Below are 24,410 nucleotides of genomic sequence, written 5' to 3'. Positions count from 1 at the left end.
ACGCCACCATCGGAAGCCATCGCCATGACACAGGAAACCATCGACCAATACGTGCGCAGCGCGCTGGCGCTGTCGGGATATGCGCTGCGCGAGTCCGCCGCCGAGCAGGTCGTGCAGCAGTTCTCGCGCATCCACGACATCGCGTCGACTTTCGCCGACGAGCCGCTGCCCGTGGAACTGGAATCTGCTTCGGTGTTCCGTCCGTGACCGGCCCCGCTCACGATATCGCCCGCCAGGTCCGCAGCGGCGAACGCAGCGCCGCCGCGGTGCTGGACGCCACGCTTGCCCGCGTGCGCGAGCGCGATCCCCGCTACAACTGCTTCACCGCCGTCACGGAAAGCCGCGCCCGGCAGGAAGCTCTGGCCATCGACGCCCGCCGTGCGCGCGGCGAAGCGCTGCCCCCGTTGGCGGGCGTACCCTACGCCGTGAAGAACCTCTTCGACATCGCCGACGAGGTCACGCTGGCCGGCGGCCGTGTCAACGCGTCCAACCCGCCCGCGCGGCGCGACGCGTTGCTGGTCGAGCGCATGCGCGAAGCCGGCGCCGTGCTGGTCGGCGCCCTCAACATGGACGAGCACGCCTACGGCTTCACCACCGAGAACACCCATTACGGCGCCTGCCGCAATCCCCACGACACCTCGCGCATCGCGGGCGGCTCGTCCGGCGGCAGCGCCGCCGCGGTGGCCGGTGGACTGGTGCCGCTGACGCTGGGATCGGACACCAACGGATCGATCCGCGTGCCCGCCTCGCTGTGCGGCGTCTTCGGCCTGAAGCCCACGTTCGGCCGCCTGCCGCGCACGGGCTCCTTTCCGTTCGTGGGCAGCCTGGATCATCTGGGCCCCTTCGCGGGCAGCGCCAGCGACCTGGCCGCCGCCTACGACGCGCTGCAAGGCCCCGATGCCGCGGACGTTTCCTGCGCGCAGCACCCGGCAGCGCCCACGTTGCCAGCCATTGCCGACGGCGCAGGCGGGCTGCGCATCGCGGTGCTGGGCGGCTACTTTTCGGAATGGGCGGGTCCCCAGGCGCGCCGCGCCGTGGAAATCGCCGCGCGCGCCCTGGGCGCGACCGACGTGGTCGAGATGCCGGCCGCCGTGCAGGCGCGGTCTGCCGCCTTCATCATCACCGCGGCGGAAGGCGGCGCGCTGCACCGCCGCCGGCTCGTCACGCACTACGACTACTACGAACCGCACTCGCGCGACCGCCTGGTGGCCGGCAGCCTCGTTCCTGCGGCGTGGGTGCAGCAGGCGCAGCGCGTGCGCCACCGCGCCTACCTCGAGGCGCTGGCCCTCTTCGAGCAATACGACGTCCTCATCGCCCCCGCCACGCCCGTCAGCGCCACACCGATCGGCGCGGACTGGCTGACGCTCGCCGGCAAGCAACTGCCAGCCCGCGCCAGCATGGGGCTGCTGACGCAACCGATTTCCGCCATTGGCCTGCCGGTCTGCACGGCGCCCACGTGGCCCGAATTGGACGAGGACGGCCACCTGCCGCTGGGCGTGCAGCTTATCGCCGCCCCCTGGCGCGAAGCCGATTGCCTGCGCGCCGCCCACGCACTCGAGCAGGCCGGCGCGGCCCGCACGCGGCCGGTCTGACACGCACCCTGCCCTTCTATCGCAAAGCCTGGAGCCTCGACATGGAAACCGCATTCGCCGCCATCGACATGCCCCGCACGCTGGCCGACTCCGCGTATACCACGCTCAAGCGCGACATCCTGGAGTTCCGGCTGGCCCCGGGCGACCGCTTCACCGAAACGGAGATCGCGGACCGCCTGCAGGTCAGCCGCACACCCGTGCGCGAGGCGCTGTTCCGCCTGGAGCGCGAAGGCTATCTGGAGGTGCGGCAACGTAACGGATGGCTGGTCAAACCCCTGGACTTCGAGACGCTGGATCACTTCTATGAGCTGCGCAGCGTGCTCGAAGCGGCGGCGGTACACGCGCTGTGCGCCCCGGGACAATCGCCCGATCCGCTGCTTGCGCTGCGGCCGCTCGCGGAGACGTGGCTGGTCGACGAGAACGAGCGGTCCAGCGATTGCGAATGGCTGGCCGACCTGGACGAGCGCTTTCACGTTGAATTGGTGGCGGCCGCTGGCAACCCCGAGATCGCGCGGGTGCATCGGGCCGCAACCGAGCGGATCCGTATAGTGCGCCGGCTGGACTTCACCCAGCCCGACCGTATCGGCACCACGTACCGGGAACACGGCGCAATCCTGTCTGCCGTGCTGGCGCGCGACGGTGCAGGCGCGGCGGAATTGCTGCGCGCACATATCAAGGACAGCCAGGACGCCGTGCGCAAAATCACCCTGCACCGGCTCTACGCCACACGCCGTGCAAAGGCGGCGTGAAGGCGGGATCAAGAACGCTTTAGCCTGCGCGCAGCCAGCGGTGCAGCACCCGCGAGATGAACGGAATGCAGACGAACACCATGATGGGCGTCAATATCACGCTTGTGATCAACACGCGCCAGAACACCGGCAGGATGCTCAAGTGCTCGCTCACCAGCACCGAGAACACCAGCAGCACCGGAAAATAGGCCAGCCAGATGCTGACCGCCTGCTTCCAGCGCGGCGGCGTGCTGGCCTTCGGCGCAAACCAGCCGGCCGTGCCAGTCACCCGATGCTCGTGACTCGCGCGCACCAGCGTCGCGCCACGTTCCAGCCACATGCGGCGCGGCAAGGATTTTTCCCACCGGTTCAAGCTTGCCTCGTCGGTAAAGCGCAGCACAATCTGATACTCGTCGCCCCCTTCCGGCGGCTGCAGCACACCAGACCCGAGAAACCCCGGAAAGCCCGCCGCCAGGATTTCGCCCTGGCGCATCCACGACAGGAAATCGCTATAGCGCTCGGGCGCGATGTGCCGAGTCACCAGCATGGTGACCGGACTGGAAACGGCAGAATGAGACATGGCGGAACTCCTGGGCAGCGTGCAGCGTGTTATGCACGTTAACCCTAGCAATCCCCGTGCCAGCTTTGCGGCGCAGCATTTGCCCCGAGCCAGCGCCGCTAAGCCCGAAAGGTCGAATAATTGCGCACCGCAACACACCCCATATTGGTGATAACCCTAAACAACGCACCAATTAGGTGCACACGGAGATACGCAGCAATGGACATCAATCTGCCCGACGTCTTGGCCGAAGTCACAGCCGCCGTTGAACGCTACGAGGCCGCGCTGGTTTCGAACGACGTGCAGGTGCTCGACACCCTGTTCTGGAACAGCCCTCACACCTTGCGCTACGGCGCCGGCGAAAACCTTTACGGCTACGACGAGATCCGCGCCTTCCGCGCACAGCGTTCGCCGCAAGGCCTCGCAAGACAGGTCCTGCGCACCGCCATCACCACCTATGGCGAGGACTTCGCCACCGCGAACCTGGAATTCCAGCGCGAAGGCAGCACGCGCATCGGACGCCAAAGCCAGACCTGGATGCGCACGCCGCAGGGCTGGCGCGTGGTGGCGGCGCATGTCAGTTTGATGACTTGAAGCAGTCATGCGCGTGCGCTTCACTCGGTGCCAAGCGCGCCATATGAATATGCGCAATCGGCATTGAGCCTGGCCCCATGCAGGTCTACACTGGCTGTTCCTTTTTCCCTCGTTGGAGCACACGCTCATGAGCACATACAAGATTGCAGTCTTCGTCGGAAGCCTACGCGCCGCCTCGATCAATCTGCGCCTGGCGCGTGCGCTGGAAAAGCTGGTTCCGGCCGACTTCAAGTTCGAGTATGTGAGCCTGGGCGACATCCCGCTCTACAACCAGGACAACGAGAACAACCTGCCCGCGCCCGCCGCCAAGCTCAAGCAGCAGATCGCCGATGCGCAAGGCATCCTCTTTGTCTCGCCCGAACACAACCGCTCGGTCCCGGCCGCCATCAAGAACGGCATCGACTGGGGCACGCGCCCGTGGGGCCAGAACTCGTGGGCCGGCAAGGCCGTGGGCATCGTCGGCGCATCGCCCAGCGCCGCCGGCACCGCCATGATGCAGCAGCACCTTCGCAACATCCTGGCCGCCGAAGGCGCCAACGCCCTCACCACGCCGGAGGTATTCCTGCAATATTCCGAAGGCCTGGTCGACGACCAGTTCAACATCACCAACGAAGGCACCCGCAAGTTTCTGCAGGGCTGGGTGGACCGCTACGTCGACTGGATCAAGAAATTCAACGCCTGATCTGCCGCCGACGCCGGCCACGCGCAAGGCGTGCCGGCGCCGATCGCCCGACCTACCTCCGGGCGATCAAGCCCCTCGATTCGTCGAGGGGCTTTTTTTCGAGCGGCTACGTTGTAGGACCAACTCCGGTTTCAGACACCCGAGAGAAACTTATCCCCCTCAACTGTGGAGAAAGGTGAGGACAGCCTTGGGGCAGGTCGAAAATCTCCTGCCACGCCAAGCACTTGCGAGGGGCGATCAATAAATGCGCAATCATCCTTTTGGACGATTTCCGGTGGAGTTATCCCCGTTTTTAAGCGCGCGGAGCGGCGGAAACGGTGTTTGCGCACCCCGATGTGGATTTGTCCCCGCCTTCTGTGGAAAAGCATGAGGACAGTGTGAGGGCAGGTCGAAAATCCTGTTTCATATCAACGCCCTGCAGGCCGTGGTCAAGAAAGGCCCAAACGCAGTTTGCGCGGGCCTGTGTTGTCCCCGCCAAATGTGGATAAGCCTGAGGACAGCCTAGGGGGAGTCTGCAAAAACCCTTTCAGGTCAGTGACTTGCGGGTCGCGGGCAAGAAACGCTCACGTGGCCGCCATGATGCTGGCCGCGCTGTGGATGACCGAGCCTGGGGGAAAAGCAGACAGGCTTGTCCCCACGGAATGTGGACAAGCCTCTGAACAGTCGGACAACAAGTCCGGAAACTCCTTATCCGACAGTCACTTGCGAGGTGCGATCAAGGAATGACCACCACTGGATCAGGAATCGCCTTCGAGGCGCATGCCGATCTTCAATCCCACCTGCCAATGCGCCACCTTGCCGTCCTTGATGTGACCACGCACTTCGGTCACCTCAAACCAATCCAGATTGCGCAAGGTTTCGGATGCGCGCTCGATGGCTTTCGCGATCGCATCGTCGGAGGATTTGGTGGAAGAGCCCACCAACTCGATCTGCTTGTAGACATGATTCGACATAGCTCGTCTCCGCTGTGAGGTGAGTCGTGAATCGTCGGTGCTTGGGCCGTGTTCCGGCGCTTACGACCGGCAATCCATTCGAACACACAGGATACCTGCGCAGCGATAGAGTGGTGTTACGAGTTCCGTCGCGCGGTCTCGACCGGCGACGGAATCGCTTTTGCAATGCGAGCAAAGGAGGTCACCATGCCTGAACGAAAAACCATTGAACGCGCCAAGCGCGACAAGCGCGAAGGCAAGTCTGCGTCCACACAGGCCGGGGAATTCGTGCGCGAGGAAATCGACAACGTGCGCGAAGGCAAGCACGGCGTGCGGTCCAGCAAGCAGGCGATCGCGATCGGCCTGTCCAAGGCGCGGCGCGCTGGCGTCAAGCTCGGCACGCCCAAGAAGGCCAGCGCCGAAACCAAGCGCAAGGCAGAGCAGGACACGCGCGCGGCGCACGACGGCCATGCCAAGTCGAGCACGCGCTCCAAGGCCGCGACGAAGGCCTTGAAGAAGGAAAGCACCAAGCCCGCGTCGAAGGCGGCGCTGTCACGCAACGCCACCAAGACGGCCAGCAAGCGCACGCCTGCGGACCGCTCTGCCGCCGCGCGCAAGGCAGCGGCGACCAAGGGTGCGGCTGGCCGCTCGGCCGCGGCCAAGAAGGCGGCGCGCACGCGTGCGGCGAACAAGCAGGCAGCGGGCGGGCATCATGCGGCGCATTGATATGGCGAATTGATGTGGCGTGCCGACGCCGCCCCCATCAACGCGCTGCTATCCCGCCTCGAACGCCTTGAACCGCTCCTGCAAGAACTCCCGCAATCGCCGCACCGCCGGAGACAGCAGCATGCGGTGCACGCACAGCAGGTATAGCGGCGACGGTTCGCTGACATAGCCGGGCAGCAGTTCGACGAGCCGGCCCGCGCGCAGGTCCGTCAGCACGTCGTAGCGCGATTTGTATGCCACGCCGTGCCCGGCCAGCGCCCACCGCCGCACCAGATCGCCGTCATCGCCGACGCGATCGCCCTTGACCGGAATGGTGACGGTGGTGCCGTCTTGCTCGAACGTCCAGCGGTCGTGCAGGGTCTCGCCGAGCACGAAGGACAGGCAGTTGTGTCGCCGCAAATCCGCCGGCGTCTGCGGCACGCCGAGCCGCGCCAGATATGCGGGCGCCGCACATACGACGCGCCGGTTGTGCTCGGCGAGCGGGAGCGCGACCAGGCTCGAATCGTTTGGCGTGCCATAGCGCACGGCGATGTCGACCGGCTGCCGGTACAGGTCCGCCAGCCGGTCGCTGATGCGCAGCTGGAAGCTGACGCGTGGATGCTGCCGCTGGAATTCGTCCAGCCACGGCAGCAGCACATGGCGGCCCAAATCAGATGGGATTGACACTGACAGGGTGCCCGCGATGTCTGTCTTGTCGCGCGCCATGGCATTCTTGCCGGCGTCGAGCGTGGAGATCGCGGAGCGCGCGTACTCCAGATAGCGCTCGCCGTCGCTGGTCAGGCGAAGGCTGCGCGTGGACCGCACGAAGAGCCGCGTCTCCAGCTCCTGTTCCAGCCGCTTGAGCGCGGCGCTGGCCACCGCCGGCGTCAGGTCGAGTTCGCGCGCGGCAGCGGAAAAGCTGCCCAGATCCGTCGCGGCGACAAAAATCCTCAAATCCTCGAATCGGACCAATTTGGCCTCATTTTCAAAAATTTATTGAAACTGCCTGCGATGCTAGCCCGTTTTTCCCCGGTGCGGTGTGGGTAATCATGCAGTCATTCCCCGACAAGCAAGGAGTCACCGCATGAAAATCGAACTGAAGGGCAAGAAGGCATTGGTCACCGGATCGTCCGGTGGGATCGGCTTGGCCATCGCCACCGGACTGGCCGAAGCTGGGGCGCAGGTCGTCCTGCATGGCCGCAATGCGAGCAAGCTGGCGCAGGCCGCGCAGGCCATCTCGCAGCGGGTGGCGGGCGCGCAGATCACCACCGTGCAGGCGGATCTGGCGACCGCGGACGGCGCGGCCTCGGTCTGCGCCGCGCATCCCGACGTGGACATCCTCGTCAACAACGCGGGCACGTTCACGCCCAAGTCCTTTACCGAAATCACCGATGACGACTGGCAGGCCATGATGGACACCAACGTCATGAGCGGCATCCGCCTCTCGCGCTATTACCTGCCGCGGATGCTGGTGGCCAACTGGGGCCGAATCGTCTTCATCTCCAGCGAGTCCGCCGTGCAGATCCCCGCCGAGATGATCCATTACGGCGTCAGCAAGACAGCTCAGCTCGCCGTGTCGCGCGGTCTGGCCGAGCTGACCGCGGGCACCAATGTCACCGTCAACGCCGTGCTGCCGGGCCCGACCCGTTCCGAAGGCGTCTCCGACTTCTTCGCGGAAATGGCGAAGGAACAGGGCGTTTCGCAGGAACAGATGGAGCAGGACTTCATCGCCCAGCATCGCCCGACGTCGCTGCTGCGCCGCCTTGCCACGGTGGAAGAGGTGGCGAACATCGTTGTCTACACCTGCTCGACGCAAGCGTCAGCCACCAACGGCGCAGCCCTGCGCGTGGACGGCGGCGTGGTCCGCTCCATCATCTAATCCCTTGAACAGCCTGAACTCCCACATGAAAGCCATTGCCTACTTCAAGAACCTGCCCGCCGATAACGCCGACGCGCTGCAGGACATCACCGTCCCGGAACCCGCGCCGGGCGACCACGACCTGCTGGTGGACGTGCATGCCATCTCGGTCAATCCCGTTGACGTGAAGATCCGCGCCAACCGCAAGCCGCAGGACGGAACGCCGGAAATCATCGGCTGGGACGCCGCGGGCGTGGTGCGCGCGGTTGGCGCCCGGACCAGCCTCTTCAAGCCAGGTGACCGCGTCTGGTATGCCGGCGCCCTGACCCGCCCCGGCGCCAACAGCGAACGCCACATCGTGGACGAGCGCATCGTCGGCCACATGCCCGAGAGCCTGGATTTTGCACAGGCCGCCGCCCTGCCCCTGACCACCATCACCGCGTGGGAACTGCTGTTCGACCGTCTGCGGGTGCTGGACAACGCGGCCCCCAGCCAGCGCAGCCTGCTCGTCGTCGGGGCGGCCGGCGGGGTGGGCTCGATCCTCGTGCAGTTGGCGCGCCGGCTTACGGGCCTGACGGTCATCGGCACGGCATCGCGGCCCGAGACCCAGGCCTGGGTGCGCGAACTGGGCGCGCATCATGTCATCGATCACACGAGGCCGCTGACCGAGGAACTCAAGCGCATCGGCTTTGAAAACGTCAGCTACATCGCGGGCCTGACCCACACGGACAAGCACTTTGCGCAGATGGCTGAGGCAATCGCGCCGCAGGGCAAGATCGCGCTGATCGACGACCCGGCCGCGGTGGATGTGCGGCTGCTCAAGGGCAAGTCGGCCTCGCTGCATTGGGAGTTCATGTTCGCGCGGCCGCTGCACAACACGCCCGATCTCATCGCCCAACACGAGCTGCTGAACCAGGCAGCCCGCCTGATCGACAACGGCACGCTGCGCACGACGCTGGGCGAGCACTACGGCAAGATCAACGCCGAGAACTTGCGGCGCGCCCACGCCTTCATCGAAAGCGGCAAGGCGCGCGGCAAGATCGTGCTGGAGGGGTTCTAGAGACGCGGCGATCCCGAGCGGGGCCGCGCGCCAACGCCGTGCGCCGCGCCGGGCGCGACCAGGCCTGTCAGCCCCGGCCTTCGCGCTTGGCGCGCGCGTGCGGATCGTTGATCTCGGCTTCCAGCTCGGCGATCAGCCACTGGAACCAGCCATTTTCCGTGCGGGCATAAACGGCGGCCGCCGGCGTTTTGCCTTCGCGCCAACCTGTCTGGTGCGCGTCCATCCAGGCGGACAGGCTCTTGTGCGGCGCCAGCAGGCCCGACAACCACGACCACACGTAATCGGGCACGTTGCGGCGAAAGCCCTTGGCGCTGGCATAGATGGTCGGCTCCAGCGGCAGGTTGCCCGCGCGAGCCAACTTGACCTGCGTCCGGCGCAGCGTCTCGACAGCGGCCTGCAATTGTTCGGTGCTGAGCTTTTTCACGTAACGACTCCTGATACTGGGTTCGTGCGGATTATCGCCGCAGGGTGCGGCGGTTACCAAGCTGCCATTCACTTTTTGCGCGCTGGCGCAAGCCCCAGCAGCAGCGTGGCAGCGAAGCGCTCGCCCGGTTCCAGCACCTGCATGCCAGTACGGGTATCGCCGGCCGCCGCCAGATTGAACGCGTCGGCCACATTGCTGACCGGTTCCACGCAAAGAAAATCCGCGCCCGGCGCCGTGTACACCACCAGATGCGCGAACGCCGGATCGGCATGCAGCGCCAGCTCGTGGCCATCGGGCCAGTGCAGCGTCGCGCGGCCCTGCCACTGCGACAGGTACGTATCGCATCCCTCGGCGGACTGGCGAAATTCCCGCACCGTCGTCGTTTTGCTTCCGCTGGGCAGACCATTTTCATCCGACGGCCAAATGCGCCGAGCATGCAGCGACACGCGCTGGGCCGTGAAATACGGATGGATACCCATGCCGCACGGCATCGGGGTGTCGCCCCGGTTGGTGATGGACAGCTTCAGGCTGAGTCCGCGGCTGTCCAGCCGCCAGCGCTGCACGCACTCAAACGGCCAGGGCCAGCCCAGCACACCGGCCGGTTGGTCAAGCACCAGGTCGACGCTGTCGGCCGTCAGATTGCGGACCTGCCACGACTGGAACAGCGCGGCGCCATGGATCGCCTGTGGTCGATTGGGCACGGACTGCAGCGCGTGTCGGGCGCCATTGAAGGTGAAGACGCCGTCGCGGATCCGGTTGGCATACGGCGCCAGCGGATACGACCCGGCGCGCGGCCATTTGCCGGCGGGCCATTCGGTGGCGGTCAACGGCACTATCCAGTCGTGTCCGCCGGTGGACAGCCGCGTCAGCCGCCCTCCACCGCCCGGGGCGAACTCAGCCTGGTGGTCGCCACTGGAAATGGAAACGCGCTCGGTGGCGTCCAGGACGGCGGGAACGGCAATATCTGGCATGGCATTGAAACTCCCGCAGCGTCCACACGCGCCACGAGGTGGGATTGTGCCCGGCGGCACGACGCGGCTGCAAGTTGGCGTCACCGTGACGCCGGCCGCTACTCTCTGGCGGACCACCACAACCATGCCGCCGCGGCAAGGCCCACCCAGACCAGAACGATGAATACTGCGCCAAGGAAGCTCCGGGGCTTCGAACGCTTTGCGAGCACCCATTCTTCAGCGCGACTGCGGCAATCTGAAATGGCATCCGGGGGCACCAGCTTGATGCTTGTTCGTTAGCTACGACAACTCGGCTGCCGCCCGCTTTGAATTTCAGAGCGGCTGCGGGGTGCTAGTGCCAGTTCGGGTTTGACAGCCCCGGCTCATGCCCCGCGTGCGCAGTCCCTCCCTGGAAATGCCATGCTCGAAGCACGCCTACGCTTCATCGAAGAACTGATCGACGTTTTCAATTTCGGCAGCTCGATCAGAAGTAGTTCGAGGGTGACCAAAGGCAAAGGGCCGAACCCCTTGTTTCAAAGGATTCGGCCCCACTTGCTAGGTGCCAGCCCGCTTGCCTTAGGGCAAGCCAGCCAGTTCTTAAATCGGTTTGATCATTGTCGCCTGAGGACCTTTCTGACCTTGGCCGGCGACGAACGTCACGCGCTGGTTCTCTTCCAGAGATTTATGCCCGCTACCCTGAATTTCGGAGTAATGAGCGAAGAGGTCCTTACCGCCCTGCTCCGGCATGATAAAGCCGAAGCCCTTGTCGTTGTTGAACCACTTCACAATACCAGTTTCAATCTTCAATGTAAGTCCTAGATTTTCCAGGGAAAATTTCCCTGCCCTCACTATCGGGTATTGTCAGCCAGATTGATATGTCCGTTTCAATTTGACACATTCTCCGACGCGCCCGCCGGTGCCCGTCATGGCGATAGTCCCACGCCGCCCCCAGTTCACGGCGAAGGATCTGCGGCTGTACAGGAATGTGGGAGAACGATTCGATGAGACAAAACGCATCCGCACGAGTGACCGTCTCTGCAGGCTTGCTCGCAAGGTCCCCCACATGGTTTTGAACGTGCGCTTGATCTCAATCAGGCATTTCTCTGCCCGATGCTGTTTGATGTGTCCGGTTAGGTAAATGTCGCAGGCGGAGGATTTCCCATTCCACGACCGCAGCAGCGATCGACATGGCCGGCCAGCGTCCCAGCTTCTTCTGACGCATATTGCCGCTCACCGGGCTCTTGGACCGGTAGATCCATGTTCTTGCCGTGGCGGTTGCTTCAAGCCGCAGCCCGGTATAGCCATCAATGGTAAGGTGTCGGCCTGGCTCAAGCAGCTTGGCGGCGCGCGCGTCGAATTGCATGAAGGGAAGGATCCTCTGGCGTCGGTTGCGAGAGTCCTAAACGAAGCGGCGTAACTTCTCAATTCGACCCACCAAAAAGCTACGCCAAACCGCCAAGTGTTGGTGGATTTTGATGGGCGTGGTTGGGCCATACGACGATGACAACTTTCCCGACTCTCCCTCAATAAATGCAAGAAAATCAAGGCACAACGCCGAAATCTCGGGCCAAAACGGACGAGGATCTGTCAAGCCATACCCCCATGATGCAGCAGTACCTGCGCCTCAAAGCCGAGGCCGGGCCGTTGCTGCTGTTCTATCGCATGGGCGATTTCTATGAAATGTTCTACGAAGACGCCGAGCGCGGCGCGCGGTTGCTCAATCTGACGTTGACCAAGCGGGGCTCGTCCAACGGCGTGCCCATCCCCATGGCCGGCCTACCCGTGCACGCCATGGAGCAGTATCTGGCGCGGCTCGTGGCCATGGGCGAGTCCATCGCCATTTGCGAACAGATCGGCGATCCCGCTGCCTCCAAGGGCCCGGTCGAACGCCGCATCGTGCGCATCGTGACGCCCGGCACGTTGACGGACGACGCGCTGCTGCCCGCCAAAGCGGACCGCGCGCTGGCGGCCGTTTTCGTCAGCGGCAACGCGCGCGCGCCGCGCGCCGGGTTGGCCTGGCTGAATCTGGCCAGCGGCGAGTTCCGGGTGACGGAATGCGCGCCTGCCCAGCTGGAATCCGAGTTGCACCGCATTACGCCGGCGGAGATCATCTGCGCCGACAGCGCCGAGTTCGACTTCCCGTTCGAAGGCGCGCGCTCCCGGGTGCCGGACTGGCACTTTGAAAGCGACGGCGCCCGTGCGCATCTGCTGGCGCATTTCAAGACGGACACGTTGGCGGGCTTCGACATCGAAGACATGCCGGCCGGCATCTGCGCGGCGGGCGCCCTGCTGCGTTATGCGGCGCGCACGCAGTCGCAGGCGCTGGCGCACGTGCAGAGCCTGTCGGCCGAGCGGCCCGGGCAGTTCGTGTTGCTGGATCCGGTCACGCGCCGCAATCTGGAACTGACGCAGACGCTGTCTGGCGAAGACTCGCCCACGCTGTTCTCGCTGCTGGACGGTTGCCGCACGCCGATGGGCAGCCGCCTCTTGCGCCGGTGGCTACATCATCCCTTACGCGAAAACGACCAGGCGCTGGCGCGCCAGCAGGCGATTTCAGCCCTGCTGGCCGGGCGCATGGACGTCGAGCAGACCTTCGGCTCGGCGGGCCTGCTCGAAGCCCTGCGTGCCGCGCTGAACGCCTTTCCCGATATCGAGCGGATCGCTGCGCGTCTGGCACTGCGCTCCGTGCGCCCGCGCGAACTCGCCAGCCTGCGCGACGCGCTGCAGGCACTGCCCGCGCTGGCCGATCTGGTTGAACCCATGTCGGCCTCGCCGCGCATCGGCGAACTGATTTCGTATCTGTCCGTGGATCCCGCGTTGGCCGCGCTGCTGATGCGGGCCATCGCGCCCGAACCGGCCGTGGCCATCCGCGATGGCGGCGTGCTGGCGGCCGGCTTTGACGCGGAACTGGACGAATTGCGCGGACTGGCCGCCGACGGCGGAGACTTTCTTGTCCAGCTGGAAGCCCGCGAGCGCGAGCGCACCGGCATCAGCAATCTGCGCGTGGAGTTCAACCGCGTGCATGGCTTCTACATCGAGGTCACCAAGGGCCAGACGGCCAAGGTGCCGGAAGACTACCGCCGACGCCAGACGCTCAAGAACGCCGAACGCTACATCACGCCCGAGCTCAAGACCTGGGAAGACAAGGTGCTGTCCGCGCAGGACCGCTCGCTGGCCCGCGAAAAATGGCTGTTCGAGCAATTGCTCGACGTGCTGGCCGAACACGTGCGCCCGCTGTCCGACTGCGCCGCGGCGCTGGCCGAACTGGACACGCTGGCCGCCCTGGCCGAGCACGCGCAGCGCCATGACTGGGTCGCGCCCGAGTTGTCCGAACAAGCCGACATCGACATCGACGCCGGCCGCCACCCGGTGGTCGAGCGCGCCATCGAACGCTTCACGCCGAACGGCTGCCGCCTCGATCCGGCGCGGCGCATGCTGCTGATCACCGGCCCGAACATGGGCGGTAAGTCGACGTACATGCGGCAGGTGGCGCTGATCGTGCTGCTGGCGCGCATCGGCAGCTTCGTGCCCGCGTCGCGCGCGCGGATCGGCAAGATCGACCGCATTTTCACCCGCATCGGCGCGGCCGACGATCTGGCGGGCGGACGTTCGACCTTCATGATGGAAATGACGGAGGCCGCAGCCATCCTGTCTGCCAGCACGCCCAACAGCCTGGTGCTGATGGACGAGATCGGCCGCGGCACGTCCACGTATGACGGCCTGGCGCTCGCCTGGGCCATCGCCTGCCGCCTCTTGTCGCACAACCGCGCGCTGACGCTGTTTGCCACCCACTACTTTGAACTGACCCGTCTGCCCGCCGAGCAGGCCACGGCGGCCAATGTGCACTTGGCCGCCGCCGAATCGGCAAGCGGCATCGTCTTCCTGCACGAAGTGCGCGAAGGCCCGGCCAGCCGCAGCTACGGGATTCAGGTGGCCCAGCGCGCGGGCGTGCCCGCCGCCGTCATTCGCCAAGCGACGCGCGAACTCGAACGCCTGGAGGCGCAAGGCGCCCCCACGCCGCAGCTCGGTCTGTTCTCGGCCGCCGCCGAGGCCGACGCGCAGGCGTACGCCGAAGCCGAACGCTCCGACGCCATCGAGGCGCTGGATTCGCTGCGCGAGGAGCTCTCCGCCATTGACCCCGACAGCCTCACCCCGCGCGAAGCGCTGGATGCCCTTTACCGCTTGAAGAAGCACCTCCAATGAACCTCGACCAACCGCTGCCGCTCTTGGGCAATCAAAGCCCCAACGACTTCATGCGCCGTTACTGGCAGAAGAAGCCGCTGCTGATCCGCCAGGCCATCCCGGCTTTCAAGCCGCCCGTCACCATCGCGGCCATCAAGAAGCTTGCGCGCCGCGACGACGTGGAATCGCGCCTGATCTGGCGCGAGAACGGCGAATGGCAGATGGAAAACGGCCCCTTCGCGCGCCTGCCCAAGGACAACGAGGGGGACTGGACCCTGTTGGTGCAAAGCGTGGATCTGCACAGCGATGCGGCAGCCGAGCTGATGGCCTTGTTCCGGTTCATTCCGGACGCCCGCCTGGACGACGTGATGATCAGCGTTGCCAGCCACGGCGGCGGCGTCGGCCCGCACTTTGACAGCTACGACGTGTTCCTGCTGCAGGCCGCGGGCGAGCGCGAGTGGCGCTATGGCCGGCAAAAGGATCTGTCGCTGGAGCCGGGCCTGCCGCTCAAGATCCTGAGCAACTTCCAGCCCGAGGAAAAGGCGGTGCTATCACCCGGCGACATGCTGTACCTGCCGCCGCAGGCCGCGCATGACGGCATTGCCATGGGCGACGGGTGCATGACGATCTCCATCGGCTTTCGCGCGCCGACGCAGGCCACGCTGGCGCGCGGCCTGCTGGAAGCGGCCGCCGACCAGGTCATGGCGCGCGTGGGCCTTCTGGGTGGCCCCTACGGCGAACCGGCGTTGCCCGGCGCAAAGCTGTCGGCCGTGTACCGCGATCCGGCCCAGCCGGCCGTGGACACCCCTGCGGCGCTGCCCGACGCACTGGTGGCCGCCACGCTGGACACTGTCGAAAAACTGCGCTTTGACGACGCCCTGGCGTCGCGCTTCCTGGGCTGCTGGCTGACCGAGCCCAGCAATCTCAGCGTGTTCGATGCGCCCGAGGGCATGGACGTGGATCTGGAGGAAGACTGGCCCGCGTCCGGCCGCCTCGTGCTGGATCGCCGCAGCCGCATGCTTTATCGCGGCAAGCAGCTCTTCATTAATGGGGAAACGGCTATGACGCCCGCGGACACGGCATTGCGCCTATTGGCTGACGCGCGTAGCCTGGATTGCGCGCATCCCGCTTGCGCCCGCTTATCGGAGGACGCGCGCACCTGCTTGGCGGACTGGCTGGACTCGGGCTGGATTCATTACCGCCCCGAGTAGTATCTGGAAACGTCGGCGTATCCGTGTCGCACAGAAAGAAATCAGGTCTGTAAGGCGGGTCACATCAAGAAAGACATAACACCAAGCTGAAAGGTTTGTTGCTTTTGGGATGCCACCGCTTTAACTTTCATACGCGATCGGCTTGAACCTTCCTGTAGCCTGAATTCTGGTTTCCCCTAACGGGGTTTCAAGAGTCGTCATCTATAGGAGTTCAAATAATGATGAGCAAAACCTTGATTATTGCCTCGGTGCTGGCCGTCGCGCTCAGCGCTTGCAACAAGAAGGAAGATGCCCCGGCACCGGCGGCCAACCCGACTCCGGGCGCCTCCACGCCCGCACCCGCTCCTGGCGGCACGCCGCCGGCCTCGCCCGCGCCGACGCCTGGCACGACGCCCGGCTCCGGTTCGACCACTCCGGGCGGCTCGACCACCCCGGCGTCGTAAAGCTTCAGGCACGAACCCCCGCACTGAAAGACGCAAAAAAAACCCTGGCATGTCATGCCAGGGTTTTTTTGTGTCTTGCCGCAGCGCAGGCGGCCATTGAAGGCCGCATTTGCCGCCAGCCGGGCGAGGATTCCGTTGGAACCCTGCCGGCGGCCGCGGCACGCGGAGCGTGCGCGGCCTGGCGTTTCAATTACATCTTGTCCTTCAGGACGCTCAGCAGGCGCTGCGCCGTCGGGCTGTTGTCAGGCGAACCGTTGGCGTCCAGCACCGAGACGGTGGTCTGTTCGCCGCTGCCCACCAGGTGGATGCGGTACTGGGGCGCCTGCGCCTTCTTGTCGCCAGAGAACATACGGCTGAAGAAACCGGGCTGTTCCATCTTTTCGCCGGTGTCGGTGTCGACATAGCGCACGAAGTAGTCGCCGGCCGAACGGTCGCGGTCTTCGACGGCGAAGCCGCCGCCATCGAGCGCCACGCCGACACGACGCCATGCGCGGTCGAACGATTCGCTGACGATGAGGGACGCGCCCTGCGCGCGGACATCCTGCTGCACGGCGGGACGCTGCGGCGACGCTTCGGCCTGCTGCACCAGCTTGCGGGCGTTGTCGACGTCGGTGCCCAGGTAGACCATCATGCGCGCCAGCATGGCGGCGTTCAGGCCCGGGTCTTCCTTGCCGTTCTGCCACTGCACCTGGCCGCCGTCGGAGCCGACGCGCTTTTCGAGCATCTGGCGGTGGCTGACGTAGATCTCGGTGTGGCCGTTGACGCGTTCGACGCGGGTGCGGAATTTCTCGCGCTCGCCGCTATCCCAGGCCGATTCGAGCACCGCGCCCAGCGCTTGGCGCAGCCAGCTTTCCGGGATCTTGGCACGGTTCTCGGCCCAGTCCGTTTCGATCAGACCGGCGCTGGGGTTGTTGCTGGCGACGGTAAAGCCGTTTTCGGTCCAGAAGTCGACCAGGCGGGGGAACACCTGCTCGGGCGGGCGGTCCACCACCAGCCAACGCAGATCGCCGTCGCGCTCGACACGCATGTCGGTGCGGTTGGGCAGCACGTTGCTGGTCTTCGGGGCGCTGGCCTGGGTTACGCCTTGCTGCTGGAATTCAGAGAAGGTGGTGGAGCCGGAGGCCGGCGCGCGGTAGCGGGGGTCGCTGTTGGCTTGCGTCAGGTCGGGCGGAATGCTCAGGGGCTCTCCGCGTTGGTTCACTGCGCTCTTGTAGTCGACTGATTCTTCATTGCCCAGGAATTGGTTGACCTCGGAGCACCCGGCCAGCAACACCAGAGACATCAATGCCGACAAACCGGCATGACGCTTGTTCATACGTTTCCTCACGATATTTAGAGCAGTCCCGTTTCCTGGAGCGCGTTGCGCACCGTTGCGTGATGCTGCGCGCTCAGTTCGACCAGTGGCAGTCGGTAGCCAAGTGCGCTGCGGCCCATTTCGGCCAACGCCCACTTGACGGGGATGGGGTTGGCTTCAACGAACAAAGCCTTGTTCAGACGCGCCAGGAACGCGTTAAGTTCACGGACCTTCGGCACGTCGCCCGCCAGGGCGGCGGCACAGAGGTCACGCATGAGCTTGGGCGCCACGTTGGCCGTGACGGAAATATTGCCGCGCGCGCCCAGCAGGATCAGGGCTGCCGCGGTGGGATCGTCCCCGCTGAAGACCTGGAAGCTGGCGGGCGCCTCGCGGAGCAGCAGGCCGCCGCGGGCGATGTCGCCGGTGGCGTCCTTGATGCCGATGATGCCCGGCACCTGCGCAAGGCGCAGGATCGTCTCGTTGCTCATGTCGGCAACGGTGCGGCCCGGCACGTTGTACAGAATGGTGGGCAGGTCGACGGCTTCCGCGATGGTGCGGAAGTGGCGGTACAGGCCTTCTTGCGACGGCTTGTTGTAGTACGGAACGACCGACAGGCCAGCCTGGGCGCCGACCGCCTTGGCGTGGCGCGTCAGGTGGATGGCTTCGTCGGTGGAGTTGGCGCCCACGCCTGCGATGACCGGAATGCGGCCGGCGGCGTGTTCAACGGCAACGCGGATCAGTTCCGCGTGTTCTTCCATGGAGACCGTGGGCGACTCCCCGGTGGTTCCCACCACCACCAGCGCGTCGGTGCCTTCCTGGACGTGCCAGTCGATCAACGACCGGTAGGCAGCGTAGTCCAGGCTGCCGTCGGGTTGCATTGGGGTGACCAGGGCCACCATGCTGCCCTGGAAATTAACGCCTGCGGCGGTAGCAGGGGATGCCATAGATTCGGGCTCCAAAACCCCGCGGCGGGATTGCCCCAGGGCCTGATTCAGTGAAACCGCTGAGTTTAACGGATATTGGGTGGAATCTTACAGAAACCACTGAACGATTGTCGTTCCCAGCGCGAGCACCGGTTGCATCAATAACCAGAGCACATCGGTGACCAGCAGGACAATGACGATGATCAATCCATAAGGCTCGATTTTCGAATATTGCCAAGCCAGACGATTGGGCAGCAGGCTGAACAGGATGCGGCCGCCGTCCAGCGGCAGGATGGGCAGCAGGTTCAGCGCCATCAGCACGAGGTTGACGTTGACGCCCGCGACGGCCATTTCGAACCAGAAGCTTTCGTGCAGGCCGCTTTCCATGAAAAGGCGCAGCGACAGGGCCCACAGAATGGCCATGAACAGGTTGGCGGCCGGTCCGGCCAGGGCCACCCAGGCCATGTCTTTCTTGGGACGGCGCAGGCGGCCGAAGTCGACCGGAACCGGCTTGGCCCAACCGAAGAGCAGCATGGAGCCGCCGATGAGCTTGGAGGCCAGCAGGATGGCAACCGGCACCAGCAGGGTGCCGATGGGGTCGATGTGGCGCGCCGGATTCAGGCTGACCCGTCCGGCCTGGTAGGCGGTCGGATCGCCCAGCATGCGCGCCACGTAGCCGTGCGCGGCTTCGTGCAGGGTGATGGCGAAGATAACCGGTATCGCGTAGACCGCAATGGTTTGGATGATGTCATTCATGGCGAACCGGATTGTAGATGAGCCACGCGCCGGCGCGGCGCGTCTCGTGCATCGAGTCGAGGAGAGGAATCAGACAAGTCCGAGAGTGGCGGGATCGCCGCGGCCCAGGCGCACCACAAGGGGATCGTCGCCCGTGAGGTCGATGACTGTGGTGGGCGCTTGCGGGCAGGCGCCCGCATCGATGATGGCGGCCAGATCGTGGTCGTAGCGCGCGCGGATATCCTCGGCGTCGTTCAAAGCCTCGGTTTCATCCTTGGGAATGAGCGTCGTGGACAGCAGGGGCGAGCCCGCCTGTTCCAGCAGGCCCAAGAGGACGGCGTGATCCGGCACGCGGATGCCGATGGTCTTGCGCGAAGGGTGCGAAACGCGCCGCGGGACTTCCTTGGTGGCTTCGAGAATGAAGGTCCAGGGGCCGGGGGTCGCGGCCTTCAGCAGGCGGTATTGCTTGTTGTCGACGCGGGCGAAGTGGCCGATTTCGGCCAGGTCGCGGCACAGGACCGTAAGGTGGTGGCGTTCGTCCAGTCCGCGAAGGCGACGCAGCCCGTCGGCGGCGTTTTTGTCGTCGAGGCGCGCGACGACGGCGTAACTGGAGTCGGTGGGAACGGCAACCAGGCCCCCGTCATTAAGCCATTGCGCGGCTTGCTTGAGCAGCCGCGGCTGGGGATTTGCAGGGTGGACAGAGAAGTACAAAGCCATGGGTTTATCCTAACATCCTTGAAGGCCGCTCAATTGCGCGGCGATGCAAAATGGCGGTATCGCCGATCCGCCCCGGAGAACGAACATGCGCCTTGGAAATTCGCGCCAGAGCAACAATGTGGAAGACCGCCGTTCGGGCGGCCCGCGAATCGGGGGCCGCGGCACCATCGGCATAGGCACGATAGTACTTGCCCTTGTCGCAATGTACTTCGGTGTTGATCCCCGCGTGGTCCTGGATATGGCCGAAGGCCCGGCGGTGCAGCAGCAAGCGCCCGCGACGGCCCCGCCGGCCAACGATCCCCAGGCCGTTTTCGTGTCCAAGGTGCTGGGCGAAACCGAGGATGTGTGGAACACCATCTTCCAAAACGAACTGAACCGCCAGTACGTCGAGCCCAAGCTGGTGCTCTTTCGGGGCGCCACGCCCACGGCCTGCGGCACCGGGCAATCGGCCATGGGGCCCTTCTATTGCCCGGGCGACAGCAAGGTCTATATAGACCTGACGTTCTTTGACGAACTGCAGAACCGGTTCAAGGCGCCCGGCGATTTCGCACAGGCGTATGTGATCGCCCATGAAGTCGGCCATCATGTGCAGCACCTGCTGGGCATTTCGGATCAGGTGGATCAACTGCGCCGCCGCAACCCTTCGCAGGCCAATGCGCTGTCGGTGCGCCTGGAACTGCAGGCGGATTGCTTTGCCGGCCTGTGGGCGCAGCGCGCGGATGCGGCGCGCAACATCCTCGAAGGCGGCGACGTCGAGGAAGCGCTGGCGGCAGCCACAGCCATCGGCGACGACCGATTGCAGAAGCAGAGCCAGGGGTACGTGGTGCCCGATGCCTTCACACACGGCAGTTCGGCGCAGCGCGTGCGCTGGTTCAAGCGCGGTCTGGAAAGCGGCAGCATCAAGCAGTGCGACACGTTTGGCGCGACTTCGCTCTAAACCGGCGCGTTCTGGTTCCAAGCCGGCGTCGGCCTGCTGCGTTAACTGTATATCCATACAGCCAACTGACCCCGGCCGTCTTCATCTTGTAAGATTACGCCCCCTCGCAATGCTGCGCGCGCGTGTTTCTCTTCCGCGGCGCGGCGGGCGCAGCGCTTGCCTCTCGCAGGTTTGCCCGCGCGCGCCCAAGACCCTTTATCTGTTTCCATGGCCAACAAGTTCGAACCGCTAATCACCGTTGATGAGGTGCAAGAGATTCTTGCCGAACCCAAGGAAACCGCGAAGCCGATCCTCTGGATCCCAAAGCCGGCCGCGGGCAGCGCGCAGTGGATGGAGTTCAGCAGCCCTTGCAAGATCAAGGGCGACGTGCGTGAGGACGTGATCTTTCGCGTGATGTACCGGGGCGCCCGCACGGCCGTGCACGGACAGGCCACCATCTTTCTGACAGAGGCGTTCTGTGCCAGCCTGTTCGTGGGTCCGCACCGGGTGTACGGCGTCGACACCGACGACTCGTTTCACACCAGTCTGGTGGGCGCCGACCGGCCGCAGTACCGCAAACCGCTGGCCGACCGCAGCCACGAGCACATCTGGGTCGAGGAAGGCGAAGGCTATGCCGAGCCCGTCGTGCCCGCGCTGGACACCATTGCGGCGCTGATGCAGTATTTCCTGCCGCGAGCGAACCTGACGCTGGCCGGCGGCTTTGCGCATCCCCTCAAAGGCCGCCAAATCGAACTGATCCTATGAGCAATTTTCTGGAAGCCTCCGGCTGGACTGTCCTGCCGGCGGGCGAATACGCCATCCGCGCCGTGTCTCCCATGACGCTGGGCCTCGACGGCCAGCACGCCGCCTTCTTCATCGCGCATCCGGACGAGTCATCGTTCTACCTGACCGACGCCTGTGAGACCGCGATGCATGCGTCGAGCTTCGGCATCGACGTGGCGGCAAAGCGCATCGACATCCTGAACGAGACGCCCGGCGTCACCCTTGCCCACTTCGACCGGTCGGGCGCCATCGTGGCATCGGGTCCGAACGAGCAGTTGCAGGAAGCGTTGTGGGACGCGGTGAAGCTGGCAATGGCGCTGTCGTTTCAATGCGCCAAGTGGATGCCGCGTTTCAGCCAACTGCGCTTCCGCGCCCAGGTGGGACGCGCGCTGGCCGAAGGCGTGGGCGTGAACCGCATGGTAAAGGGCGCGCGCGCCAAGGGCAGCAGCGGTCACACGGCGGACTTTGCGTATGCGGTGCGCGCGGCGGGCAGCACCGCCCTGACTTACATCGAACCGATTGCCCTGAAGGCTGGCAAGAAGATGGACTGGACGCAGGTCTATCAGACCCACGGCAAGATGTCCGACGTGAAGATGGCCGATGCGCGCAACTCGCGCATGGTGATTCTGGAAGACGGCGCGTCGGCCGAGGAATTCAAGAAAGCCGTGACGATTCTGGAGCAGTCCGCCACCGTGCAGACGCTGGCCAAGACCCGCGACTGGCGCGAGGTGTTTTCGGCCTAGCCGTCAGGGCCGCAGGAGTCAGGCTGGCAGATTGGTCAGGCCGTCCACGATCTCGCGGCCATGCACGATGGCCGCATGGACGGCCTCGCGTGGGCTGTAGACAAAGCCGCCCCCGGCAAATTGCGGTACGGGATATTCGTCGCCGCCTTCAAGGATGGCGCCTGCCTGCACGACCATCACCGATGCGATGAAGACGGGGCCGCTGGCTTGCGCCGGAACTTCGATAGCGCCGCTGCCCCGGGAGACCTTGGCCGTGAGGCGGTATCCCTTGTAGATCAAGTTGTTCTGATGCACTTCGGTAGTCCTCTATCTGCCGTCGAGCATACTCCGTGATTTGATGACACTTCGGATAAGTTTTGTAACCCAAGCAGAAAATAGAAACACTGTTGCGCTGCCGCAAGCGCGTCCCCGTTTCTCAAATGCTGGGAAGCAAAACCGCATTCGCGCCGAAAGGTAGCGCTGACGCGGCTTGCGGGGCTGCACCGCCTGCGGGCGGTGCAGCATCGAAGGCGGTTTCCCGGGGATTACCCTAGGGCCTGTTGTGAAAGCGCATCCTGGGACACTTTCATCCCTGTCACGCGCCTGTAATCGTCCAGCCGCCAGCCCCGGCCCAGCAGGATCATGCGGGTGTGCAGATCGTCGCGCACGCTCTCACTGACTGCCGGTCCCAGATACGTAAGCTGCTTGCATCGAAGGTCCACGAAGCCCAGCGCGTAGTCGCGTGCCAGCCCCATCCATAGACGATGCGCGCCGACCGATTGGCGCGCGCCGCTGAGGATGCAGAGCCCCGCATCCAGCGCCCAGCGGTACACCGCCGTCGCCAGCCCCATGCCCTGGTATGGCGCAGCGTATTTCGAATGCGGGGCGCGCACGTAGGGATCGGCGCGCCGCCCCACTTCGATCAGGCGGTTGAAGACCGTATAGCCCGCCAGCCGGCCGCGTCGCACGTCCACCACATACACGTAATACTCGCCGTCGGCTTCGCGGTAGCGAAGCACGATGCCAGGGATGTCGGTCTTGACCTCCGGCAATCCATGCAGGCGGTCCATCGGACGATTCATGCGGTTGTGGATGGCATCGAGTTCCTTGTCGACCTCTTGGGGACTATGGTTAACGTCGATGCGCAGTTCCGTCACGATCGACATGACGTGACGGAACGCGTGCAAGGCCAGCGTAGGCAAGGCCACCTCCTGAGCAGGGTTGAAAAGCAGTCCGCAAGGGACGGGAAGACGTAAAAAAAGCCGCATCCGCGGCTTGAAAGCTTGTGTGCGGGTACGCCGCCGGTTGGGACGGTAGGGATCGGCAGAGGCGAGAAGGAAGCGATCAGGCTGCTGCATGCGCGTCCTTTTGAGCTGCGGGCTGGTCGCCGGCAAGGCCAAAGAAGGCCGGGAACTGCCGTTCGCCCTTGGCCGTGATGCGCAGCGCGCGCGAGTCCAGATCCTTGCTGATCCAGCCGCGCGCCAACAGCGCATCGAGCAGCGCCGCGCCCAGCGCGCCGCCCAGATGCGACCGGCGTTCGCTCCAATCGAGGCATGCGCAGGCGAAGCGGCGGCGGCGCTGCCGCGCTTGCGTGGCATCAACGCCCACCTGCGCGAGCGAGGCCTCACCCAGCGGCGTCAGCAGATAATCGCGGCCGTCCGGCTGCAACCAGTGCCGGGCCAGCATCTCATCATGGATTCGCACGGCCAGCGTGCCAGCCATGTGGTCGTAGCAGGTGCGGCTGTCGCGCAGCGCGGAAGGTGTGGTCGGCTTGAATGGGGTGCGCTCGGCGCCGGCCACCACCAGCAGCGCTTCCAACGCATGGCCGACTTCGCCGCTGGCCAACCGGTAGTAGCGATGCTTGCCCTGTACGGCCATCTCGACCAGGCCCTGATCGCGCAGACGCTGGAAATGGCTGCTGGCCGTGGACGCGCCGATGTCGGCGGCCGCGGCCAGCTCCGTGGCGGTGCGCGCGCGGCCGTCCAGCAGCACGCACAGCATGCGGGCGCGCGCGGGATCGGCGATGGCGCCCGCGACGGCGGACAGGTTGATATCGGCGAACTCGGAATCCATGATTCGGTATGGACCAAAGTGTTGTGTGTAGGGCGTAAGCATACTTCGCCCCAACGAAACCGACATCCCACCTGCCCTTCCATGACCGCCTCCCCTTCCTTTTTCGGCTGGACAGTCCTTTGCGCCACCTTCGTGCTCGCCGTTTTCGGCTGGGGCGTGGGCTTTTACGGGCCGCCGGTATTCCTGCACGCCGTCGTCCAGCGCACCGGCTGGAGCGTCGGACTGGTGTCGGGCGCCGTCACGCTGCATTTTCTGGCGGGCACGCTGGTGGTGGCCAATCTGCCGCGTTTGTACCGGCGCATCGGCGTCGCCCGCACGACCGCGGGC

General features: G+C 65.1%; 28 protein-coding genes and 1 pseudogene. 15 read left to right on the top strand and 14 right to left on the bottom strand.

The window, feature by feature from the left end; all coding sequences use genetic code 11:
* Positions 1 to 24: 24 nt before the first annotated feature.
* The 3 genes from AC6LJW_RS17585 to AC6LJW_RS17575 are packed head-to-tail and all read left to right on the top strand — an operon-like array spanning position 25 to position 2,341.
* Positions 25 to 207, top strand: a complete 183-nt coding sequence (locus AC6LJW_RS17585) for a DUF4089 domain-containing protein (protein WP_056563598.1) — start codon at positions 25 to 27, stop codon at positions 205 to 207.
* On the top strand, positions 204 to 1,592 hold the full coding sequence (locus tag AC6LJW_RS17580; RefSeq protein ID WP_056563602.1) for an AtzE family amidohydrolase: 1,389 nt from the start codon (positions 204 to 206) through the stop codon (positions 1,590 to 1,592). The genes AC6LJW_RS17585 and AC6LJW_RS17580 overlap by 4 nt, the downstream gene beginning before the upstream one ends.
* A gap of 41 nt (positions 1,593 to 1,633) precedes the next feature.
* Positions 1,634 to 2,341 (top strand): GntR family transcriptional regulator, encoded by a 708-nt coding sequence (locus tag AC6LJW_RS17575; protein ID WP_056563604.1) that lies wholly within the window; start codon positions 1,634 to 1,636, stop codon positions 2,339 to 2,341.
* Positions 2,342 to 2,360: 19 nt separating this feature from the next.
* On the opposite strand, the gene AC6LJW_RS17570 is transcribed toward AC6LJW_RS17575, so the two are convergent.
* Positions 2,361 to 2,900, bottom strand: coding sequence for an antibiotic biosynthesis monooxygenase (locus AC6LJW_RS17570; protein WP_056563606.1), 540 nt, complete (start codon positions 2,898 to 2,900; stop codon positions 2,361 to 2,363).
* Positions 2,901 to 3,098: 198 nt separating this feature from the next.
* On the opposite strand from AC6LJW_RS17570, the gene hpxZ reads away from it, so the two are divergent.
* Complete coding sequence (hpxZ, locus tag AC6LJW_RS17565; protein WP_056563608.1) at positions 3,099 to 3,473, top strand: oxalurate catabolism protein HpxZ; 375 nt, start codon at positions 3,099 to 3,101, stop codon at positions 3,471 to 3,473.
* Positions 3,474 to 3,600: 127 nt separating this feature from the next.
* Positions 3,601 to 4,155, top strand: a complete 555-nt coding sequence (locus tag AC6LJW_RS17560) for an NADPH-dependent FMN reductase (protein ID WP_056563611.1) — start codon at positions 3,601 to 3,603, stop codon at positions 4,153 to 4,155.
* A 737-nt stretch (positions 4,156 to 4,892) separates the two neighbouring features.
* Here AC6LJW_RS17560 and AC6LJW_RS17555 read toward each other — a convergent pair.
* Positions 4,893 to 5,108, bottom strand: coding sequence for a dodecin (locus AC6LJW_RS17555; RefSeq protein WP_056563617.1), 216 nt, complete (start codon positions 5,106 to 5,108; stop codon positions 4,893 to 4,895).
* A gap of 186 nt (positions 5,109 to 5,294) precedes the next feature.
* On the opposite strand from AC6LJW_RS17555, the gene AC6LJW_RS17550 reads away from it, so the two are divergent.
* Positions 5,295 to 5,813 carry a DUF6496 domain-containing protein gene (locus AC6LJW_RS17550; protein ID WP_056563620.1) on the top strand — a complete coding sequence of 173 codons (519 nt, stop codon included), beginning with the start codon at positions 5,295 to 5,297 and terminating at the stop codon, positions 5,811 to 5,813.
* A gap of 48 nt (positions 5,814 to 5,861) precedes the next feature.
* On the opposite strand, the gene AC6LJW_RS17545 is transcribed toward AC6LJW_RS17550, so the two are convergent.
* Positions 5,862 to 6,764 carry a LysR family transcriptional regulator gene (locus tag AC6LJW_RS17545; RefSeq protein WP_498087868.1) on the bottom strand — a complete coding sequence of 301 codons (903 nt, stop codon included), beginning with the start codon at positions 6,762 to 6,764 and terminating at the stop codon, positions 5,862 to 5,864.
* A 112-nt stretch (positions 6,765 to 6,876) separates the two neighbouring features.
* Between AC6LJW_RS17545 and AC6LJW_RS17540 the strand changes: the two genes are divergently transcribed.
* Positions 6,877 to 7,671, top strand: a complete 795-nt coding sequence (locus tag AC6LJW_RS17540) for an SDR family NAD(P)-dependent oxidoreductase (RefSeq protein ID WP_498087867.1) — start codon at positions 6,877 to 6,879, stop codon at positions 7,669 to 7,671.
* 25 nt (positions 7,672 to 7,696) lie between these two features.
* Positions 7,697 to 8,710: a zinc-binding alcohol dehydrogenase family protein gene (locus AC6LJW_RS17535; protein ID WP_498087866.1), complete on the top strand. Its 1,014-nt coding sequence runs from the start codon at positions 7,697 to 7,699 to the stop codon at positions 8,708 to 8,710.
* A gap of 67 nt (positions 8,711 to 8,777) precedes the next feature.
* Here AC6LJW_RS17535 and AC6LJW_RS17530 read toward each other — a convergent pair whose 3' ends face one another.
* From AC6LJW_RS17530 to AC6LJW_RS17515, 4 genes are all read right to left on the bottom strand, one after another.
* Positions 8,778 to 9,134, bottom strand: coding sequence for a hypothetical protein (locus tag AC6LJW_RS17530; protein ID WP_056563633.1), 357 nt, complete (start codon positions 9,132 to 9,134; stop codon positions 8,778 to 8,780).
* 68 nt (positions 9,135 to 9,202) lie between these two features.
* Complete coding sequence (locus AC6LJW_RS17525; protein WP_498087865.1) at positions 9,203 to 10,105, bottom strand: aldose epimerase family protein; 903 nt, start codon at positions 10,103 to 10,105, stop codon at positions 9,203 to 9,205.
* A 576-nt stretch (positions 10,106 to 10,681) separates the two neighbouring features.
* Complete coding sequence (locus AC6LJW_RS17520; protein ID WP_427986159.1) at positions 10,682 to 10,891, bottom strand: cold-shock protein; 210 nt, start codon at positions 10,889 to 10,891, stop codon at positions 10,682 to 10,684.
* 280 nt (positions 10,892 to 11,171) lie between these two features.
* On the bottom strand, positions 11,172 to 11,447 hold the full coding sequence (locus AC6LJW_RS17515) for a hypothetical protein (protein WP_498087864.1): 276 nt from the start codon (positions 11,445 to 11,447) through the stop codon (positions 11,172 to 11,174).
* A 239-nt stretch (positions 11,448 to 11,686) separates the two neighbouring features.
* On the opposite strand from AC6LJW_RS17515, the gene mutS reads away from it, so the two are divergent.
* The 3 genes from mutS (at position 11,687) to AC6LJW_RS17500 (ending at position 15,920) form a co-directional block, all read left to right on the top strand.
* A complete protein-coding gene (mutS, locus tag AC6LJW_RS17510) occupies positions 11,687 to 14,287 on the top strand; it encodes a DNA mismatch repair protein MutS (RefSeq protein WP_498087863.1) in 2,601 nt (866 codons plus the stop codon).
* The gene (locus AC6LJW_RS17505) at positions 14,284 to 15,477 is read left to right on the top strand and encodes a ribosomal protein uL16 3-hydroxylase (RefSeq protein WP_056563644.1); all 1,194 of its coding nucleotides are present in this window, start codon (positions 14,284 to 14,286) and stop codon (positions 15,475 to 15,477) included. Before mutS ends, AC6LJW_RS17505 begins: the two co-directional genes overlap by 4 nt.
* 218 nt (positions 15,478 to 15,695) lie before the next feature.
* Positions 15,696 to 15,920: an endopeptidase gene (locus AC6LJW_RS17500; protein WP_082578865.1), complete on the top strand. Its 225-nt coding sequence runs from the start codon at positions 15,696 to 15,698 to the stop codon at positions 15,918 to 15,920.
* Positions 15,921 to 16,110: 190 nt separating this feature from the next.
* On the opposite strand, the gene bamC is transcribed toward AC6LJW_RS17500, so the two are convergent.
* From bamC to AC6LJW_RS17480, 4 genes are all read right to left on the bottom strand, one after another.
* Positions 16,111 to 17,235 carry an NlpB/DapX family lipoprotein gene (gene bamC, locus AC6LJW_RS17495; RefSeq protein ID WP_056563649.1) on the bottom strand — a complete coding sequence of 375 codons (1,125 nt, stop codon included), beginning with the start codon at positions 17,233 to 17,235 and terminating at the stop codon, positions 16,111 to 16,113.
* A 17-nt stretch (positions 17,236 to 17,252) separates the two neighbouring features.
* Positions 17,253 to 18,158 (bottom strand): 4-hydroxy-tetrahydrodipicolinate synthase, encoded by a 906-nt coding sequence (dapA, locus tag AC6LJW_RS17490; protein ID WP_056563652.1) that lies wholly within the window; start codon positions 18,156 to 18,158, stop codon positions 17,253 to 17,255.
* Between the two features lie 87 nt (positions 18,159 to 18,245).
* Positions 18,246 to 18,893, bottom strand: coding sequence for a site-2 protease family protein (locus AC6LJW_RS17485; protein ID WP_427986166.1), 648 nt, complete (start codon positions 18,891 to 18,893; stop codon positions 18,246 to 18,248).
* Between the two features lie 69 nt (positions 18,894 to 18,962).
* Positions 18,963 to 19,589 (bottom strand): L-threonylcarbamoyladenylate synthase, encoded by a 627-nt coding sequence (locus tag AC6LJW_RS17480; protein ID WP_056563659.1) that lies wholly within the window; start codon positions 19,587 to 19,589, stop codon positions 18,963 to 18,965.
* A gap of 85 nt (positions 19,590 to 19,674) precedes the next feature.
* On the opposite strand from AC6LJW_RS17480, the gene ypfJ reads away from it, so the two are divergent.
* The 3 genes from ypfJ (at position 19,675) to AC6LJW_RS17465 (ending at position 22,031) form a co-directional block, all read left to right on the top strand.
* Positions 19,675 to 20,526 carry a KPN_02809 family neutral zinc metallopeptidase gene (ypfJ, locus tag AC6LJW_RS17475; protein ID WP_498087862.1) on the top strand — a complete coding sequence of 284 codons (852 nt, stop codon included), beginning with the start codon at positions 19,675 to 19,677 and terminating at the stop codon, positions 20,524 to 20,526.
* Between the two features lie 207 nt (positions 20,527 to 20,733).
* Positions 20,734 to 21,270 (top strand): hypothetical protein, encoded by a 537-nt coding sequence (locus AC6LJW_RS17470; protein ID WP_056563666.1) that lies wholly within the window; start codon positions 20,734 to 20,736, stop codon positions 21,268 to 21,270.
* On the top strand, positions 21,267 to 22,031 hold the full coding sequence (locus AC6LJW_RS17465; protein ID WP_056563669.1) for a DUF1828 domain-containing protein: 765 nt from the start codon (positions 21,267 to 21,269) through the stop codon (positions 22,029 to 22,031). Before AC6LJW_RS17470 ends, AC6LJW_RS17465 begins: the two co-directional genes overlap by 4 nt.
* Positions 22,032 to 22,049: 18 nt before the next feature.
* Here AC6LJW_RS17465 and AC6LJW_RS17460 read toward each other — a convergent pair whose 3' ends face one another.
* From AC6LJW_RS17460 to AC6LJW_RS17450, 3 genes are all read right to left on the bottom strand, one after another.
* Positions 22,050 to 22,325: a hypothetical protein gene (locus AC6LJW_RS17460; protein ID WP_056563672.1), complete on the bottom strand. Its 276-nt coding sequence runs from the start codon at positions 22,323 to 22,325 to the stop codon at positions 22,050 to 22,052.
* Positions 22,326 to 22,555: 230 nt separating this feature from the next.
* Positions 22,556 to 23,212, bottom strand: coding sequence for an N-acetyltransferase (locus AC6LJW_RS17455; RefSeq protein ID WP_427986194.1), 657 nt, complete (start codon positions 23,210 to 23,212; stop codon positions 22,556 to 22,558).
* A gap of 142 nt (positions 23,213 to 23,354) precedes the next feature.
* Positions 23,355 to 24,083, bottom strand: coding sequence for an ArsR/SmtB family transcription factor (locus AC6LJW_RS17450; protein WP_498087861.1), 729 nt, complete (start codon positions 24,081 to 24,083; stop codon positions 23,355 to 23,357).
* Positions 24,084 to 24,164: 81 nt separating this feature from the next.
* Here AC6LJW_RS17450 and AC6LJW_RS17445 point away from each other — a divergent pair.
* Positions 24,165 to 24,410, top strand: a pseudogene (locus AC6LJW_RS17445) (MFS transporter); the annotation flags it as partial.

It is taken from the genome of Achromobacter sp. 1012554356 (assembly GCF_059760815.1).
The sequence above is the reverse complement of the archived record's forward strand: the minus strand, read 5'-3'. Positions and strand labels throughout refer to the sequence as shown.

Excerpts from the sequence above, each read along its gene's own strand:
- AC6LJW_RS17585 (WP_056563598.1), top strand. The coding sequence starts at position 25 with ATGACACAGGAAACCATCGACCAATACGTGCGCAGCGCGCTGGCGCTG.
- AC6LJW_RS17575 (WP_056563604.1), top strand. The coding sequence starts at position 1,634 with ATGGAAACCGCATTCGCCGCCATCGACATGCCCCGCACGCTGGCCGAC.
- AC6LJW_RS17570 (WP_056563606.1), bottom strand. The coding sequence starts at position 2,900 with ATGTCTCATTCTGCCGTTTCCAGTCCGGTCACCATGCTGGTGACTCGG.
- hpxZ (WP_056563608.1), top strand. The coding sequence starts at position 3,099 with ATGGACATCAATCTGCCCGACGTCTTGGCCGAAGTCACAGCCGCCGTT.
- AC6LJW_RS17560 (WP_056563611.1), top strand. The coding sequence starts at position 3,601 with ATGAGCACATACAAGATTGCAGTCTTCGTCGGAAGCCTACGCGCCGCC.
- AC6LJW_RS17555 (WP_056563617.1), bottom strand. The coding sequence starts at position 5,108 with ATGTCGAATCATGTCTACAAGCAGATCGAGTTGGTGGGCTCTTCCACC.
- AC6LJW_RS17550 (WP_056563620.1), top strand. The coding sequence starts at position 5,295 with ATGCCTGAACGAAAAACCATTGAACGCGCCAAGCGCGACAAGCGCGAA.
- AC6LJW_RS17540 (WP_498087867.1), top strand. The coding sequence starts at position 6,877 with ATGAAAATCGAACTGAAGGGCAAGAAGGCATTGGTCACCGGATCGTCC.
- AC6LJW_RS17535 (WP_498087866.1), top strand. The coding sequence starts at position 7,697 with ATGAAAGCCATTGCCTACTTCAAGAACCTGCCCGCCGATAACGCCGAC.
- AC6LJW_RS17525 (WP_498087865.1), bottom strand. The coding sequence starts at position 10,105 with ATGCCAGATATTGCCGTTCCCGCCGTCCTGGACGCCACCGAGCGCGTT.
- AC6LJW_RS17515 (WP_498087864.1), bottom strand. The coding sequence starts at position 11,447 with ATGCAATTCGACGCGCGCGCCGCCAAGCTGCTTGAGCCAGGCCGACAC.
- mutS (WP_498087863.1), top strand. The coding sequence starts at position 11,687 with ATGATGCAGCAGTACCTGCGCCTCAAAGCCGAGGCCGGGCCGTTGCTG.
- AC6LJW_RS17505 (WP_056563644.1), top strand. The coding sequence starts at position 14,284 with ATGAACCTCGACCAACCGCTGCCGCTCTTGGGCAATCAAAGCCCCAAC.
- AC6LJW_RS17500 (WP_082578865.1), top strand. The coding sequence starts at position 15,696 with ATGATGAGCAAAACCTTGATTATTGCCTCGGTGCTGGCCGTCGCGCTC.
- bamC (WP_056563649.1), bottom strand. The coding sequence starts at position 17,235 with ATGAACAAGCGTCATGCCGGTTTGTCGGCATTGATGTCTCTGGTGTTG.
- dapA (WP_056563652.1), bottom strand. The coding sequence starts at position 18,158 with ATGGCATCCCCTGCTACCGCCGCAGGCGTTAATTTCCAGGGCAGCATG.
- AC6LJW_RS17485 (WP_427986166.1), bottom strand. The coding sequence starts at position 18,893 with ATGAATGACATCATCCAAACCATTGCGGTCTACGCGATACCGGTTATC.
- AC6LJW_RS17480 (WP_056563659.1), bottom strand. The coding sequence starts at position 19,589 with ATGGCTTTGTACTTCTCTGTCCACCCTGCAAATCCCCAGCCGCGGCTG.
- ypfJ (WP_498087862.1), top strand. The coding sequence starts at position 19,675 with ATGCGCCTTGGAAATTCGCGCCAGAGCAACAATGTGGAAGACCGCCGT.
- AC6LJW_RS17470 (WP_056563666.1), top strand. The coding sequence starts at position 20,734 with ATGGCCAACAAGTTCGAACCGCTAATCACCGTTGATGAGGTGCAAGAG.
- AC6LJW_RS17465 (WP_056563669.1), top strand. The coding sequence starts at position 21,267 with ATGAGCAATTTTCTGGAAGCCTCCGGCTGGACTGTCCTGCCGGCGGGC.
- AC6LJW_RS17450 (WP_498087861.1), bottom strand. The coding sequence starts at position 24,083 with ATGGATTCCGAGTTCGCCGATATCAACCTGTCCGCCGTCGCGGGCGCC.